This window comes from Pseudomonas sp. B21_DOA (assembly GCA_030544685.1).
GTDB lineage: Bacteria > Pseudomonadota > Gammaproteobacteria > Pseudomonadales > Pseudomonadaceae > Aquipseudomonas > Aquipseudomonas fluorescens_AO.
In genome coordinates this window covers 5,123,160-5,139,433 of sequence record CP086683.1, presented here as the reverse complement: position 1 = coordinate 5,139,433, position 16,274 = coordinate 5,123,160, and the positions used below count along the sequence as shown (strand labels likewise).

Below are 16,274 nucleotides of genomic sequence, written 5' to 3'. Positions count from 1 at the left end.
CTGCATACAAGGGCGTCTCGCGCGACGCCCTTACACTGACATCCGACTCTCAATTCAATTGAAAAACCGGGTTGGATATCGCAGCTTTTGCAATCATGAACGCGATAGGTACGGCGACCACAAACAAAATGCCCAGAGGAATCAGGACTTTTGCCGAAGTCGCCCGTGCGCACTGTTTTGAAACTCCAAACGCAATCGCACAGTAAGCCATCACATGCAGAGGCAAGAAAAACCTGGTCTCAATGGCGCCCGGAAGAATTGCGAATACCGGCAACACAATAACCGCCAGCCAGCCAATGCGATATAAGCCTTGCGCCCGGTTGTCCGATTTTTGAATCACTAAAAGGAATAAGCAGATCAGGCCAAACAGAGCGATCGCGATACTGGTCGCCGAGCGAATGTCATTTTCCTTGGAGCGAACTTTCGTATAGGTGTCATAGTCACGAACATCCAGCCCGTTCACAAAATGCTTAGTGTATATCTTGAGAAATGAAACCGGTTCCGAGAGGAGCAGTTGGAAATACCACGGTAGTGTTGGAACAGTACCTTTAAACTTTAATTCTTCAGTTAATCGCACTCCTATCGGATCGAGATAGAAGATAGGAAAGATTGCACCGGTCTCTGTGTCGTGGCCTGTTTCATAACGCTGCAGGGTAATTCCCCATTTAAGCTGACTTGCGAAGAGTGAAGCGTCGTTGACGCTCGCGACAACCAAGGGTGTTGCAGAATTCAGGTGCTTTTGTTTATCAAAGACTGAGGAATGGCTGCGATCGCCGAGCCGATGACGAAGAATGCCAATAACAGTATTTTTTTACGCAGGCATTGATTTTTAAGCGCGAGCAGGGGAATAGCCGGCAGCAAGGCAATGAGAGTGAACAGATAGATTGTTCGAGTATTGTATGCCCCGTATGCCAGTACCCCTGCCACGATCATAAGGACGATTGCTCTTGCGACACTCTTTTGCTCGCTTGCTTTGAGAATCAGGGCCAGCGCGCCAATGATCAGGCAGAAAGCGGGAAGGTCGCTAAGTGTGTAAGCAATCAGCGGCGGGAAGAAAATGGCTACCAGCGCAGGCACCAACAGGCGGCGTGGCAGGGTGATTTTGCCCCCGATGACCTTGCTGAACACGTATGGCAGCGAAATGCACAGTGAGTAGGAGAAGGCCAGTGCCTGGATGAGATGGACAGCCAGGTATCCCGTTTCAGGATAGGCGTCGAAGAATATCCTCGCTGGCGAGAGCAGCAATGGATAAAAGTAACCGCGCAAAGATTTTGGAAATGAAAAATCCCAGATTTTTGAGCTCAGATCCCAATAGTTATAGGCATCCCCCAGAAATGTCTGTGGGTTGATGTAAAGCTGGGCCATAAACATCAGTAGCGTGGCCAGTGCGAAGGCGACGAACCTTTCGCTTAGTCTGAAGGTGTACATTGCCGATTGCTCTGACGGGGGGCGGGTATCGATTTTCATCGCATCCATGTTGTTGCTCCGTTTCAGCGAAGAGTTTGCTGGCTCGACGTGAAATAAATTCGAATAAACCCCGCATCTGCATTTTCAACTGGCAAGGATGCGGGGGGCAGGGTTATTCAGGTGCGATCTTGACCCAGTCCAGCCGCGCAGAATAACCGTAGTAATCATGGTTGGGGACCGTCTCGAACTCGAGTACATTGCGTCCCGTTTTCAAGAGTTTAGGGTCCACTGCCCCGGTGAACTTTCCAACCTCGCTCCATTCAACAGGAATCTCTGAGCCGTTAATTCTGAACTTCATGTTGCTGCGGCTCGCCTCGTTCGGGAACGCGTCGAAAAAACCGCTCAGTACGTAAGGCGCGTTTTTCGGCTCGAGATCGAAGTAAAGTGACGCTTGCGGTGCATTCATCCAGGCCGTAGCAATGTGATTGAACCGGCGAGGTTCCCAATCTGCGTCGCGCCATCCAGAGCCAGCCGTAGGAAGGTCGAGATTCCACCAGTTGCCAAAGCCCCAGAAGTACTCGTCTTTGGCCAATTGGTCGCGAAATTTGAAAAATCAAACCACGGTTTGGTTTCGGTAATTCCACGGTAGCGCAGGCTGGTCGGCGTATCGCCCGATTCCAGCTCCGTGCGGTAGGATGCCGATAAACCATTTTCCGCGTTCGGCTTTCTGTCCCCGACCACCACCGTGACCACTTTCGACTTGGAGAGCTTCATGCTCGGGGTGGCAGGTGCCAACTCCATGCCTGGGCCAGTAACAGGCGACGGAAAATTGAATGTCCAGTCATCTTTGCCCTCTTCGCAAGTGCCCTTGCGTTGCACCGAAGGTGTTGGCGCTTGCCATTCGCGGCTGGGCATATAGCAAACCTGGATGTCGTTGACGGGTTTGCCATAAATGTAAGTAAGAACGTTTGCCAAGTCAGGATTCAAGAACATCCAGACATGATTGAGCTGATTGTTGTAGTCGAGGATCAACAGGGTCTTATCAGCAGCGTTGCCGTCGAAATTTTGAACAATGTCCCTGAGCGCGAGCTGTTGTTGCCTGGAAATTTCAATGTAATGGTGAAACTGGAACAGCTGGAAGGCGAGGCCAGTGAAGATGAGCGCGGCGAATCCTGCCGAGGTCAGTGCTTTGGATGCTTTGCTCAAAGCCCAGAGCATTGAAACTGCGAACAGTACGGCGCCTGGTGTAGCGAATAAAAGGTCCGTTGGCTGATCGCCATATGCGGAGGCGACAGCAGAAACGGAGCGTAGCCGATGCAAATGAGGGCGAGGCCGATTAAGGCGAGCCGTAAAACGATTGCAAAGTCAGCGCTTTTTCTTCGAATGCGACGGTTTTTACCGATCTCTTCAAGAAGATATAAATCAGTCCCATCAGTACTGCAGTCGCAACTACCAGATACCAATAACTGATTATCTCGATGCGGGTGATGCGCAGTGCATCGATCCAGCCGCCGAAGATACTGCGAAACAAGCCCACTTTGAACAGGTTGGGATAGTACGTCATCAGCGTCGTCAGTGCGCTGCCGCCAGCCAGCACGCTTTGATAGCTTTTTACCAGCGGCGCGGTATGAATGACATAAACAATATATGTCAGGGCGCCGGAAACCCAGATCACGTAGTAAAGGCAATTGTCTTTCAGGTTTGAAAACAATCGCTTGAATCCCGTCTGTGCGAACGCGACCATAAACGGAATGGCGACGAGCAGCAGGGAGGCTTCATACATTGCACTGGCACAAGCCAGCAGGAAGCCAGCAGCCAAGCTCAGGAGTGTCCCGCGGAGTTTACTGTTCTGGTCGGTTGCTGCGAGCAGCAAGACGCTGCCAATCAATACCAGGCTCAATGCCCAATTGATGTGGATCGCCCGGAACGAGAGCTGCATCGTGTCGGCTGGGTAAATAATGACCAGAATGCTGGCGAACATTCCCCATTTGATGGAGCCTGTCACCCGAGTGGTAAGCAAACTCAATGAGGCGCCTTTGATCGTCAGTGCGACCATCAGCAATATGTGCCAGAAATTGAAACTATTCGGGTCAAGAAAATAAGCGACCGCATGGGGAAATACCGTCAAGGGTCGCAAGGCATGAGCAGGCAAGGGGCTTGAAATGTCTGTTACGAAAAACAGTCCCGCTCTACTGAAGAGGCCGATAACACCCCATTCCTCAATAAGCCCGGTCAGCAAAAATCCGAAGGGCAGCCATATGAACACAACGGTCAGCAGTGCCGGAGCCAAGTGGGCGAGCCATAGCATCGACCTGCTATAGGGATGAATTGGCATCGCAGGCAATGCCGGTTTCGTAGTTGTCATGGGGCGCCTGTTAATCCTTCGCGGGCTTGGTTTTATGAGTTGCCTTAAGAACGACTTTGTTTAGAAGGTAACTTGAGGGTAGGAGAAGTAATATGACCAGAATCGGTGCGACAGCCTTGTGCATATTCAAGTGCTCGACCAGCACATTGAGTAACACTGCGCCGAGTACGTACTGCACGAGATAAATGGTCGGATAAACAAGCATGCCGATCACCGAGTGCTCGACCTTGAACACGACTTTCGAGTTGAAGAAGTAGGCAAAGACTATTCCGGCAACATAGGCGATCGCATAGGCTATCTGGTAGTTGATCACATAGCTGAGCAACAGATAGAGGCAGTAGGTTATTCCGGTATTGAGCCCGCCGCCGATCAGGAAGCTGATCCAGCGGCGAACTTGCGGATTGTTTTTCAGTGTGGTCACGGCGCGCTTTTTTGGCAGTCAGCTTGGTGAACTCTGAATAATCACGGATGTAATCGTCAGCTTCGTAATAGTCCGAGGTGAACACCAGCAGTACCGCATCTTCGGAATATTTGTACTGGATACCCCAGGTCAGTGGCGGCAGATAGATGCCTTTGTTCGGAGCGTCGAGCAACACTTCGGCACGGTTGGTGCCGTCATCTACCACCACTGCGCAGCTGCCTTTGACGCAAATCAGGAACTGGTGGCACTTGTGGTGGGCATGCTCGCCGCGGGTTTTCTGGCTCGGAACATTGAACACGAGAAAATAACGTTTGGGGGTAAACGGGATTTCCTTGTGGAACTCACCTACGGACAGGTCGCCGCGCATGTCCGCAATGTATTTGAAGCGGTGGGTGGTGACATCGCCGACGCCGATACGCACTACCGCATCATCCTGCTCCTGGGTTTTGACAGCAGGAGTCTTGGTGGCATCACTGGATGCGGAGTTTTCCACGTAGCCTGTTATACGGGCCGGAGAGCCGGTCACGATGGCGTACGGAGGTACGGACTTGGTAACGACCGCACCTGCACCCACCATTGCGCCGGTACCGATGGTGACGCCGGGCAGAATGACCGCGCCGCCGCCAATCGAGGCGCCGTCCTGGATGACCGTCTGCGAAAACGTCTCCGGATATACCTTGGAGCGTGGGAATTTGTCGTTGGTGAACGTGGCGTTCGGGCCGATGAATACGTCGGAGCCGATCCGCAAGCCGTCCCACACGTAAACACCGGACTTGATGGTAGTGCGATCACCAATCACCACGTCATTTTCAATTAGCGAGTGCGAGCAGACGTTGACGTCGTCACCAATCACCGCGTCCGGGAAGACCACAACGTATTGCCAGATGCGTGTGTTCTTGCCGATCTTCGAACTCTTTACATCGGCGCTGGAGTGGATGAACGGCTCAGTCATTGGAATGTTCCTTGTTGTCGAGTTTCATGCAGACGATGGCAAGCGGACGCTGCTTGCTGTTTTCGTAGGCGCGCCAGGCATAGGTGCCCACGAGCCCCAGGCCGAGCAGATTGAGTGTGCCCAACAAGAGCACCACCAGCATGGTGGCGGCATACCCTGGCACCTCGATAGCTCCAGACAATTTCGCAATGATCACCATAAAGCCGATGAACAGCGAAATGAGCGAGCCCATGGCGCCCATGCGTGTGAGCAGTCTGATCGGGTAATCGGTAAACGCGAACACACTGTCCATCATGTACTCGAGCTTCTTCTTGAAGGTCCACGCCGATTTGCCTTCCAGGCGTGTCTGCCGTTCGTATTCGATGAACTTGCGCCGAAAGCCGAGCCAGAAAATAAGCGCAATCAGCGACGAGCGCGACTCGTTCAGCTGCAGCAACTGCTCGCGAAACGCCTTGTTGCAGCCGAAGATGTCGACCCCTCCTGCAGGCATGTCGTGCACCACCAGGCGGCGATACAGGCCCCAGAAGATCGACGACGCCATCCGGCTGGAGAACGGATCCTGGCGGGCATTGCGCGTACCGATGGCAACGTCGCATTCATCGTTGGACAGCGACTTGAAAAAACTGATCAAGAGTTCTGGCGGCTCTTGCAGATCGGCGGCCATCACTCCGAAATAATCACCCTTGGCAGCCATCAGGCCGGTGCGAATGGCAGGGAACGACCCGAAGTTGCGCGAGTGCGCGAGCAGTTGTGCAGAAAATTTCATGCTACCCAAAGCCTGTTTGAGCAACAGGAACGAGTCATCAGGGCTGCCATCCACCACAAACACCACCTCGAGCTGATTCTCGAGTGTGGTGTTCATGTCGGTCAGAGCCTGGATCAGCCGGGGAATCGAATCAGCGTTTTTATAGACTGGAACGATGACGGAATATCTCATGCAGTCCATCCATTGGCGGCTGCAATCACGTTGCTGACTTCGGCGTCGGTCATTTCCGGATAGCAAGGCAGCGTGAGGATGACCGAAGCCAGTTGCTCGGTGTTGACCAGGTTGAGACCGGCGAACTGTTGGCCGAATACCGGCTGCTTGTAGTCGGGGATCGGGTAGTGCACGTCTGAGGCGATCTGCGCTTCACGCAGGTGTTTTTGCAGAGCGTCACGTTTCGGCGACTTGATCACGTACAGGTGGGCAACCGAGGCCAGGCCCGTGTCTGGCGAGTGGTTGATGTCACCGTGGCGAATCTCGGTGCGGTAGCGCTGGGCGATTTCGCGGCGGCGCGCATTGCCCTCATCAAGGTGCGGCAGAAATTCGGACAGGATGGCCGCCTGCATTTCATCGAGGCGACTGTTGCGGGCGCCTGCGAGCTCCACGCAATACTTGGATGACCACCCGTATTGGCGCAATTGCGCAACACGCTGGGCAATTGCAGCCGAATTGGTCACGACAGCGCCGCCGTCGCCCAAGGCTCCGAGATTCTTCGTTGGATAGAAGCTGAAACTGGAAGCGTCCCCGAAGGTACCCACGCGTTGACCATCGCGCTCGGCGCCATGAGCCTGGGCGCAATCTTCCAGCAGAGCAACCTTGTGCGTCGCGCAGCACGCCGCGATGGCCTTGATGTCCGGCACTGCGAGACCGTACAGGTGGGTAACGACAACGGCTTTGGCCCCGGCTTCGATCGCTTGCTCGACGCTCGCCAAGGTGACCACATGAGTGTCCAGGTCGACATCCATGAACAGCGGAGTTGCGCCGATGGCCAGTACCGATGTGGTGGTGTACATGCCGGCATTGGCCACTGTAGCGACCTGATCGCCTTCAGCGACACCGAGTGCCTTGAGCGCCAGCTCGATGGCGTCGGTTCCATTGGCGACGCTGATGCAATGGCCAGCCTGCAGATACTCAGCGAATGCTGTTTCAAAGCGTTTGACTTCCGGCCCTAATACCACCCAACCGCTGTCGACCACGCGCTGCACCGAAGCGTTAATCTGCGACTTGAACTTGTCGATCTTCGCTGCGAGGTTGTTGATCTGTTGCATGGGTGCTCTCCATTTCGAAGCAAAAGGCGTCTGCTATCTTGATTTTGGCCGGTGTTAGCCGAGATTTGACGTGATGGCGGAGCTGAAATCCTGTAGCTGCGAGCGCTCCGATCACTTTTCCGCACGGATTCTATCCGTACCCTGAGCCCGCTCCAACAGCAAAGTGCAATTAGCGCCAGTGTTTGGCTTTGCGGTAGATGCAGCTTGCAGGACTGCTATCGCCACAGAAGTGGCTATGAAGTCGTCGATTCAATAAACTGCCCGCCTCGTGCGGTAGCCGATCGGATTTTCCTGGCGTCGCGCCAGAAGCGCGGTTCCGTCACTTGCAACAGCGTCGCTGCAGTGTGTGCAGTATCCATTTCTTCCAAGGGTCGCCCATGAGCACCAAGACATTTCTGGTAACGGGTGGCAGCGGTTTTGTGGGCCGGGCATTGATCGGCCGATTGCTTGCGTCAGCGGACTGCCATGTCGTGGCCCCTCTGCGCCGCGCCGAAACGGCTATGGATCCTCGCATGCATGCGGTCCAGTGGTCCGGTCTTGGCCGCGGGCAGGATCTATCGGAGGCAATGCAGGGCGTCGATTGCGTCATCCATACCGCGGCGCGGGTTCATATCATGAACGAGGTGGACGCCGATCCGCTGGCAGCGTTCCGTCTAGCCAATGTGCAAGGCACTCTGGATCTCGCTCGGCAAGCCGCGGCGGCCGGAGTGCGGCGTTTCATCTTCGTCAGTTCGATCAAGGTCAACGGGGAGGGCACTGCGCCCGGGCACGTGTACACGGCCGATGACCTACCTGCGCCGGTCGATCCATACGGCATCTCCAAACACGAAGCCGAACAGGCGTTGCTGTCTTTGGCCGCGGGCACCGGCATGGACGTGGTCATCATCCGCCCGGTGCTGGTCTACGGCCCGAGCGTCAAAGCCAATTTCCTCAGCATGATGCGCTGGCTATATCGCGGCGTGCCACTGCCGTTCGGTGCCGTCGACAATCGGCGCAGCCTGGTGGCGCTCGATAATCTGATCGATCTGGTGCTGACCTGCGCCGAGCACCCGGCAGCTGCAAATCAGGTGTTTCTGGCCAGTGATGGTGAAGATGTCTCGACCACTCAGCTGTTGCGCAGGCTCGGCACCGCGCTTGGCAGACCGGCCCGGCTATTGCCGGTCTCCGTCGGTTTCATGAGCGGTGTGGCCAGATTGCTGGGCCGTGAAGCGCTGTCGCAAAGACTCTTCGGTTCTTTGCAGGTCGATATCAGCAAGAACCGCCAACTATTGAACTGGGTGCCTCCGGTGGCCCTTGATCGCGCCTTGAACCTGACGGCGCAGCATTTTCTGGATACTCGCCAAAAATGAATTACGGATGGTTCATCGCGATCATTGCGCTTCTCTCCCTGACACTGACCTGGGCTTTGCGTCATTACGCTCTGGCAAGAAGCCTTATGGATATTCCCAATGCGCGAAGCTCGCATTCGGTGCCAACCCCGCGTGGTGGCGGGGTGGCGATTGTTCTGACGTTCTTGTTGGCGCTGGTGTATCTGCTGTGGCGGGATTTGATTGCGTTCGCGCCGTTTATCGCTATCGCCGGGGCGGGGCGCTGGTCGCCGTGGTTGGGTTCATGGATGACCATGGACACATCGCTGCACGCTGGCGATTGCTGGGGCATTTTGCCGCGGCGACCTGGTTGCTCTGGTGGATGGGCGGACTCCCTGCCCTGCAGTTCTGGGGCGTGGTGGTCGACCTGGGTGTTGTCGGTCATGTGCTGGCGGTGTTTTATCTTGTCTGGCTGCTCAATCTGTACAACTTCATGGACGGTATTGACGGTATCGCCAGTGTCGAGGCCATTTGCGTATGCCTCGGCGCCTGTCTGCTTGGCTGGCTGGGTGGTTGGCCGCAAGTGGTCTGGGCGCCGCTGCTGCTGGCGGTGTGCGTCGGCGGCTTTCTGTTCTGGAATTTTCCGCCCGCTCGAATCTTCATGGGCGATGCCGGCAGCGGATTTCTCGGTATCGTGCTGGGAGGCTTGTCGCTGCAGGCGGCATGGCAGAGTGCCGAGCTGCTATGGGGCTGGCTGATACTGCTCGGCGTGTTTATTGTCGATGCGACATTCACGCTATTTCGGCGCTTGCTGCGCGGCGATAAAGTTTATGAGGCGCATCGCAGTCACGCCTATCAATATGCCTCTCGTCGGTTTGGCAGTCATCTGCCCGTCACTATTACCGTTGCCGTGATCAATATGTTCTGGTTGTTGCCGATTGCCGTGGCCGTTACGCATTTCGGACTGGACGGGAGCCTGGGCGTTATTGTCGCCTATGCTCCTCTGCTGTGGCTTGCAATCGCATATCGCGCCGGCGAACTGGAAAAGAACTGAAAGGCCACCGCGTCACGGCTCTGTCATTTGGGTTTACAGTGCATGCCAGCAGTTCAGCAGAGGAATACAGCAGTTGAAGGGAGAAAACTGAGTGTTTGAAGAGTTGATGGACAAGGTTCGGGAGCGGCTCGTCGCATTGCCGAGGCGACGCAAACGCCTGATTCAGGTGGCAACGGACATCGTCCTGGTCTGGGCAGCCCTGTGGCTGGCGTTCATCGTTCGCCTGGGCATCGACGACATGTATAACCCGTTCAGAGTGCATGTCTGGCTGTTTGTCTGCGCCCCCGTCGTCGCTATCCCCCTTTTCATTCGCTTCGGCATGTACCGGGCTGTCATGCGGTATTTCGGCAATGACGCGCTGATTGCCATTATCAAGGCGGTAAGTCTTTCTTCGCTGATCCTGGCCGTTGTCGTGTACTGGTACAGCAACCACGAGGCCGTTGTACCGCGTTCGATCATTTTCAATTACTGGTGGTTGAGTCTGGTCATCATTGGCGGACTGCGCTTGTGTATGCGCCAATACTTCATGGGGGACTGGTTTACTGCAGCGCAACATGTGCCCTTCACCAATCGTGATAACGGCTTGACGAAGGTTGCCATTTACGGCGCCGGCGTCGCCGGCAATCAGCTGGTTGCCGCGTTGCGCATGGGCAAGGTCATGCGCCCGGTGGCTTTCATTGACGATGACGCCAGTATCGCTGACCGATCGATCTCGGGTCTGCATGTCTACAAGCCCAAGCACATTCAGGAAATGATCGACGTTACCGGCGCCCAGGAAATCCTGCTGGCCCTGCCATCCTCCACCCGGGCCAGACGGCGGGAGATTCTCAACCTGCTCGAGGGTTTTCCTCTGCATATCCGCAGCGTGCCGAATTTCACCGATCTGGCCAGCGGAAGGGTGAAAGTCGAAGACATTCAGGAAGTCGACATCGCTGACTTGCTGGGGCGCGACGCCGTGCCAGCGCAACCGGACCTGCTGCAACGCTGCATCAGGGGCAAAGTCGTCATGGTGACCGGTGCTGGTGGCTCGATCGGCTCAGAGCTGTGCCGGCAGATTTTTGCCTTGGGCCCGACCACACTACTGCTGTTCGATCACAGTGAATTCAATCTCTATAGCATTTTGTCCGAACTGGAGCAGCGTGGGTGCAGGGAGTCGGTCAAGGTGCGTCTGTTGCCCATCCTCGGTTCCATTCGCCATCCGGACAAGTTGCTGGATGTGATGAAAACCTGGCAGGTCGACACGGTTTATCACGCAGCGGCTTACAAACACGTACCGATGGTCGAGCACAACATTGCCGAAGGTGTGCTGAATAACGTGATCGGCACCTTGAATACCGCGCAGGCAGCCCTGCAGTCAGGTGTGGCCAATTTCGTGTTGATTTCTACCGACAAGGCCGTTCGCCCGACCAATGTGATGGGCAGTACCAAACGCCTCGCCGAACTGGTTCTGCAAGCGTTGAGCCACGAGATCGCTCCAGTCCTGTTTGGTGACAAGGCCAACGTTTCACGGGTCAACAAAACCCGCTTCACCATGGTGCGATTCGGCAATGTGCTGGGGTCTTCCGGTTCAGTGATCCCGTTGTTCCACAGCCAAATCAAATCTGGTGGTCCTCTGACGGTGACCCATCCGAAAATAACCCGCTATTTCATGACCATCCCCGAGGCGGCCCAATTGGTGATTCAGGCTGGCTCGATGGGACAAGGCGGCGATGTGTTCGTGCTGGACATGGGCGAGCCGGTGAAGATCGTCGAGCTTGCCGAGAAAATGATTCACCTCTCGGGTCTGAGTATCCGCTCCGACCGCAACCCGCAAGGCGACGTCTCCATCGAATTCACAGGGTTGCGTCCTGGCGAAAAGCTCTACGAAGAGTTGCTGATTGGCGACAACGTCGCCGCAACCCCACATCCGATGATCATGAGTGCCAACGAAGACCATTTGTCTTGGGATGTGTTGAAAGCGCGGCTGAGCGAATTGCTCAAAGCCGTCGAGAGAGATGACTACATCCGTGTCCGCCAGCTCCTGCGTGAAACGGTCAGCGGCTACACCCCCGATGGCGAGATCGTTGACTGGATCTACCAGCAACGTCGTCTCGAGCCTTGATTGTTTCACATCCTGTAACGCTCGCATTTTTGACTTCGCTCCATCATGGCCTACGTTTGAAGAGCAGCTTGGGAAAAGCTGCTTTCTAAAACGATGATGGAGCGTCACTTATGCGTACCGGTTATTTCTACTCGCTGATCTTTGCTTTCCTCACCAGTGCCTCGATCGCCGCGATTGCGGCACCTGAAGCGCCTTCGCCGACGCCGAAGGCGCCTTTGCTGATGGATGCAGCGGCGCCTTCCCAGACTACCAAGGTCGATCTCAACGGCGCGGATGCGGCAACGTTGCAAAAGGAGTTGGCGGGTGTGGGAGAGGCGAAAGCGCAGGCGATTGTTGCGTATCGGGATACAAATGGTCCGTTCGCGTCGGTGGATGAGTTGCTGGAGGTGAAGGGGATTGGTAAGGCGATTCTGGATCGAAATCGTGAAAAGCTGGAAGTGAACTAAGCTGACAGTTCAACGCCGAGAGGCCGGTCATTGACCGGCCTTTTTATTGGGTGCCGATCTGGTCGATGCCTGAACGCTGAAAATTACGGGTATCATATTGCGCCTTAATTATGCCTATAATAATTTCGCTCGGGACTGATTCAGCAGCTGAATCGCAGTACACCGATGCACGTCGAATTTTGAATTGATAAGGGGTCACCACAATATGAACCAACGTCGAGTCGTCGTTACGGGCATGGGCCTGGTTTCACCCTTGGGCAGTGATGTTGAAATCGTCTGGCAGCGTTTGCTGGCCGGTCGTTCCGGGTTGCGCAACCTGCCAGACGCGGTTGTGGCTGATCTGCCGACCCGGGTCGGCGGCAGCGTGCCGACGGTGGAGGAGGATGCCGAGGCCGGGTTTGATCCGGATCGTGCGACGCCGCCCAAGGAACAGAAGAAGATGGATCGCTTCATCATGTTCGCCATGGAAGCGGCGCGGCAGGCGCTGGAGCAGGCAGGCTGGCATCCGGCGGACGCTGAAAGCCAGGAGCGGACCGCAACAATCATCGGCTCGGGCGTCGGTGGTTTCGGTGCCATTGCCGATGCCGTGCGTACCACCGACAGCCGTGGCCCGCGGCGTTTGTCGCCGTTCACCATCCCATCGTTTCTGGTCAATCTCGCGGCCGGTCATGTGTCGATCCAGCATGGCCTCAAAGGGCCGTTGGGCGCACCGGTTACCGCATGTGCCGCCGGGGTTCAGGCGATCGGCGATGCGGCGCGGTTGATTCGCGCAGGTGAGGCGGACATCGCTGTATGTGGCGGTGCTGAAGCTTCGATCGATCGCGTCAGTCTCGCCGGTTTCGCGGCGGCGCGGGCGCTGTCCAGCGGTTACAACGACACCCTGAAAAAGCCTCGCGTCCTTTCGACAGTGGGCGCGACGGTTTCGTGATGGGCGAGGGTGCCGGCCTGCTGGTCATCGAATCGCTGGAGCATGCTCTGGCGCGTGGGGCGAAACCGCTGGCCGAACTGGTCGGCTACGGCACCACCGCCGATGCCTATCACCTGACCGCCGGGCCGGAAGACGGCAGTGGCGCACGCCGGGCGATGCAATTGGCACTGGCTCAGGGCGGTGTGACGCCGGAGCACGTGCAGCATCTCAATGCTCATGCGACGTCGACGCCGGTCGGTGACCTGGGCGAGTTGGCGGCGATCAAGGCGTTGTTTGGCACGCAGAACAAGATCGCCGTGACTTCGACCAAATCCGCTACCGGTCATTTGCTCGGCGCGGCCGGCGGGCTGGAGGCGATTTTCACGCTCCTGGCGATTCGTGATCAGGTAGTGCCGCCAACGCTCAACTTCGAAAACCCGGATCCGGCGAGCCAAGGGGTGGACATCGTCCATGGTCAGGCGCGGTCGATGGCGATCGAATATGCCTTGTCCAACGGCTTCGGTTTTGGCGGGGTCAACGCGAGCGTGCTGTTCAAGCGCTGGGAAGGTTAATCGCTCGATTGCTTGAGATGTTCGCGGGTGACGTCGAGGATGCGCTGAGCGAAGTCGGCATTCGCGACGCTGCGTGACAGCAGCAGTGCGCCGGCCAGGGTCGCCATGATGACAATGCTGCGATCGGCGCTGTTCTCGCCTTCGAGCGTGCCTTGAATTTGTTCGAGGCGAGCGTTGAGGACTTCGTCACTGGTGGGGCTTGGCTGGCCGCGCAGGCCCAGTTCCGAGGAAATGGTCAGCAGCGGGCAGCCCTCTTGAGGCGAGGTCTGATGCCACTCTGACAGGTAGGTGTCGATGAATACTTGCAAAGGGTTTTCCTGCGCGAAGATTTCTTCGCATAGGCCCGCGACTTGCTCGCCGGCCTCTTGCAGGGCTTTTTCGACCAGTTCTTCCTTGGATTTGAAGTGCGAGTAGAAACCGCCATGGGTCAAGCCCAGCGCTTTCATCAACGGTTGCAGGCCGGTGGCGCCTATGCCGTCCTTGCGAAAGCGCGCCGAGGCTTCCTTGATGATGCGCTGATGGGTCTGGGCTTTGTGATCTGGCGAGTAACGCATGTGGAGCTCTCCGCGACGATGCTGCCATCTTAACCACGGAAGATTAAATGGTGACTGTACTTCCAAAATCTAAACAGCCGGCGGGTAAGTCCGATTGCGCTGGAAAAACAAACCCCGCCATGGCGGCGGGGTTGGTGTCAGCGGTCCTGTGCGTCCTTGGCGTCCGCTTCGGCATTGCGCTGTGCGACGCGCTTGCGTTCTTCATCGGTCAGTTCGACCTTGTTGGCGGTGTCGCGCAACATCATCAATCCGCCAACAATCGAGCCGATCGCAACGACCAGAATCAACCAGGCATACCAGGGCATAACGGCTCTCCTTAAGGGCAGCTCGACGGGCGAGGACTTCGCCGTGCGATGCTGCATACCACCTTTGAGCGAAACGACTTCGCAGTGGTTCCATTCTAGGCCGCTAATGCCCGGCACACCCGAACGGCGTCACAAACCGGTCAACATCGCATCCGCCGGCGCATCGGCGCGCAGTTGCCCGGTCAGCATGAAGTAGCAGAACCCCACCGCCATGAAACCGAGGAAAATCAGCCCGATCAGTGTGTTGAACCACGCCATCGCTACCAGGCAAACCACCGCCAGTATCAGCGCAATCATCGGCACCAGCGGATAGCACGGCGCGCGGAAAGTACGTTCCAGATTCGGTTCCGATTTACGCAGTTTGAACAGGCTGAGCATGCTCATGATGTACATCACGATCGCGCCGAACACGGCCATGGTGATCATCGCTGCGGTGAGTGTCATGCCGCCGAGGTTGATCAGGCCGTCGCTGTAGATCGCCGCGATGCCGATGAGGCCGCCAGCGATGATTGCCCGGTGTGGGGTCTGAAAGCGCGACAGTTTTGCCAGTGAGGCAGGCAGGTAACCGGCGCGGGCGAGGGCGAAGAATTGTCGTGAGTAGCCGAGGATGATGCCGTGAAAACTGGCGACCAGGCCGAACAGACCGATCCAGACGAGCATGTGCAGCCAACCGGAGTTGTCGCCGACCACGGTTTTCATCGCTTGTGGTAACGGATCGTTGATGTTGGCCAAGGTGCGCCAGTCGCCTACACCGCCCGCGAAGAACATCACGCCCATGGCCAGCAGCACCAGGGTCAGGATGCCGCTGATGTAGGCTTTCGGGATCGTACGTTTCGGGTCCTTGGCTTCTTCGGCGGCCATGGCGGCGCCTTCGATGGCGAGGAAGAACCAGATCGCGAAGGGAATCGCCGCGAACATCCCGGCAATCGCCGGTGCGCCGAAGACGTCAGAACCGGCCCAGCCATTCAGTGCAAAGTTGCTGAAGCTGAACGCCGGCGCGACCACGCCCATGAACACCAGCAACTCAGCCACCGCCAGCACGCAGACGATCAGCTCGAACGTCGCGGCCAGTTTCACTCCGAGAATGTTCAGGCCCATGAACACGATGTACGCGCCGACCGCCGCGTGTTTCGGGTCCAGTGCCGGAAATTGCACATTCAAGTAAGCGCCTATCGCCAGAGCAATCGCTGGCGGGGCGAAGACGAATTCGATCAGTGTGGCCAGTCCGGCGATCAATCCGCCTTTTTCGCCAAACGCGCGGCGGCTGTAGGCAAACGGCCCGCCGGCGTGGGGAATCGCGGTGGTCAGTTCGGTAAAGCTGAAGATAAAGCAGGTGTACATGGTCGCGACCATGAATGAAGTCACCAGAAATCCCAGCGTACCGGCCACGCCCCAGCCGTAACTCCAGCCAAAATATTCCCCGGAAATCACCAGCCCCACGGCAATGCCCCACAGGTGCAACGTGCCCAGCGTGGGTTTGAGTTGTGTGTTCATGCGCTTGCTCCCGCAATGGTTGGAAAGCTCGGGAGAGGGCATGTGCAGTGGACGTGCCATTACGCTGAAACAAGTCGTAATGAGTTCAAAGCTGTCGCAGCGGGGATGATTGGCGCTGAATGTGTGGGTTTTGTGCGCCAGTTGGGAGCAGCGGAGTCTGTTATGCCGTCTTCGCGAGCAAGCCCGCTCCCACAGGTTTCTGCGTCGTCCGCTGAATTTGATTCCAGCGCATAACCTGTGGGAGTCGGGCTTGCCCGCGATGAGGGCCGCCCTGACGCTGCAAAACCTGCTGTAACGCCGGCATAAACCCACTCTTTACGCTTTCTTTATGCCCCGCCACACCCCTCGCTCTCGTTCC

General features: G+C 56.7%; 14 protein-coding genes and 5 pseudogenes. 5 read left to right on the top strand and 14 right to left on the bottom strand.

Annotated elements, in window-relative coordinates; translation table 11 throughout:
- Positions 1 to 49: 49 nt before the first annotated feature.
- The 11 genes and pseudogenes from LJU32_23745 to LJU32_23695 form a co-directional block, all read right to left on the bottom strand.
- Entirely contained in the window at positions 50 to 715 is a 666-nt protein-coding gene (locus LJU32_23745) for a hypothetical protein (protein WKV88408.1), read from the bottom strand.
- Between the two features lie 14 nt (positions 716 to 729).
- Positions 730 to 1,476 (bottom strand): hypothetical protein, encoded by a 747-nt coding sequence (locus LJU32_23740; GenBank protein WKV88407.1) that lies wholly within the window; start codon positions 1,474 to 1,476, stop codon positions 730 to 732.
- Positions 1,477 to 1,579: 103 nt separating this feature from the next.
- Entirely contained in the window at positions 1,580 to 1,873 is a 294-nt protein-coding gene (locus LJU32_23735) for a hypothetical protein (GenBank protein ID WKV88406.1), read from the bottom strand.
- The gene (locus LJU32_23730; GenBank protein WKV88405.1) at positions 1,870 to 2,625 is read right to left on the bottom strand and encodes a hypothetical protein; all 756 of its coding nucleotides are present in this window, start codon (positions 2,623 to 2,625) and stop codon (positions 1,870 to 1,872) included. The genes LJU32_23735 and LJU32_23730 overlap by 4 nt, the downstream gene beginning before the upstream one ends.
- A gap of 118 nt (positions 2,626 to 2,743) precedes the next feature.
- Positions 2,744 to 3,772, bottom strand: coding sequence for a hypothetical protein (locus LJU32_23725; protein WKV88404.1), 1,029 nt, complete (start codon positions 3,770 to 3,772; stop codon positions 2,744 to 2,746).
- Between the two features lie 10 nt (positions 3,773 to 3,782).
- Entirely contained in the window at positions 3,783 to 4,193 is a 411-nt protein-coding gene (locus LJU32_23720) for a GtrA family protein (GenBank protein ID WKV91185.1), read from the bottom strand.
- 19 nt (positions 4,194 to 4,212) lie between these two features.
- A pseudogene (locus tag LJU32_23715) lies at positions 4,213 to 4,614 on the bottom strand (FdtA/QdtA family cupin domain-containing protein).
- Between the two features lie 75 nt (positions 4,615 to 4,689).
- Positions 4,690 to 4,821 (bottom strand): annotated as a pseudogene (locus tag LJU32_23710) (isomerase).
- A gap of 72 nt (positions 4,822 to 4,893) precedes the next feature.
- A pseudogene (locus LJU32_23705) lies at positions 4,894 to 5,145 on the bottom strand (isomerase).
- The gene (locus tag LJU32_23700; protein WKV88403.1) at positions 5,138 to 6,082 is read right to left on the bottom strand and encodes a glycosyltransferase family 2 protein; all 945 of its coding nucleotides are present in this window, start codon (positions 6,080 to 6,082) and stop codon (positions 5,138 to 5,140) included. The pseudogene LJU32_23705 and the gene LJU32_23700 overlap by 8 nt, the downstream one beginning before the upstream one ends.
- Entirely contained in the window at positions 6,079 to 7,176 is a 1,098-nt protein-coding gene (locus LJU32_23695; protein ID WKV88402.1) for a DegT/DnrJ/EryC1/StrS family aminotransferase, read from the bottom strand. Before LJU32_23695 ends, LJU32_23700 begins: the two co-directional genes overlap by 4 nt.
- 377 nt (positions 7,177 to 7,553) lie before the next feature.
- On the opposite strand from LJU32_23695, the gene LJU32_23690 reads away from it, so the two are divergent.
- From LJU32_23690 to fabF, 5 genes and pseudogenes are all read left to right on the top strand, one after another.
- The gene (locus LJU32_23690) at positions 7,554 to 8,525 is read left to right on the top strand and encodes an SDR family oxidoreductase (protein WKV88401.1); all 972 of its coding nucleotides are present in this window, start codon (positions 7,554 to 7,556) and stop codon (positions 8,523 to 8,525) included.
- Positions 8,522 to 9,537 (top strand): annotated as a pseudogene (locus LJU32_23685) (glycosyltransferase family 4 protein). Before LJU32_23690 ends, LJU32_23685 begins: the two are co-directional and overlap by 4 nt.
- Positions 9,538 to 9,640: 103 nt before the next feature.
- Positions 9,641 to 11,638 (top strand): polysaccharide biosynthesis protein, encoded by a 1,998-nt coding sequence (locus LJU32_23680; GenBank protein ID WKV91184.1) that lies wholly within the window; start codon positions 9,641 to 9,643, stop codon positions 11,636 to 11,638.
- Positions 11,639 to 11,748: 110 nt separating this feature from the next.
- Positions 11,749 to 12,084 (top strand): helix-hairpin-helix domain-containing protein, encoded by a 336-nt coding sequence (locus LJU32_23675; GenBank protein ID WKV88400.1) that lies wholly within the window; start codon positions 11,749 to 11,751, stop codon positions 12,082 to 12,084.
- A 205-nt stretch (positions 12,085 to 12,289) separates the two neighbouring features.
- Positions 12,290 to 13,563 (top strand): annotated as a pseudogene (fabF, locus tag LJU32_23670) (beta-ketoacyl-ACP synthase II).
- Here fabF and LJU32_23665 read toward each other — a convergent pair.
- From LJU32_23665 to eat, 3 genes are all read right to left on the bottom strand, one after another.
- Positions 13,560 to 14,117 (bottom strand): TetR/AcrR family transcriptional regulator, encoded by a 558-nt coding sequence (locus tag LJU32_23665; protein WKV88399.1) that lies wholly within the window; start codon positions 14,115 to 14,117, stop codon positions 13,560 to 13,562. The pseudogene fabF and the gene LJU32_23665 overlap by 4 nt on opposite strands.
- A gap of 137 nt (positions 14,118 to 14,254) precedes the next feature.
- Complete coding sequence (locus LJU32_23660; GenBank protein ID WKV88398.1) at positions 14,255 to 14,422, bottom strand: DUF2897 family protein; 168 nt, start codon at positions 14,420 to 14,422, stop codon at positions 14,255 to 14,257.
- Between the two features lie 129 nt (positions 14,423 to 14,551).
- The gene (eat, locus tag LJU32_23655; protein WKV88397.1) at positions 14,552 to 15,916 is read right to left on the bottom strand and encodes an ethanolamine permease; all 1,365 of its coding nucleotides are present in this window, start codon (positions 15,914 to 15,916) and stop codon (positions 14,552 to 14,554) included.
- Between the last annotated feature and the right edge of the window lie 358 nt (positions 15,917 to 16,274).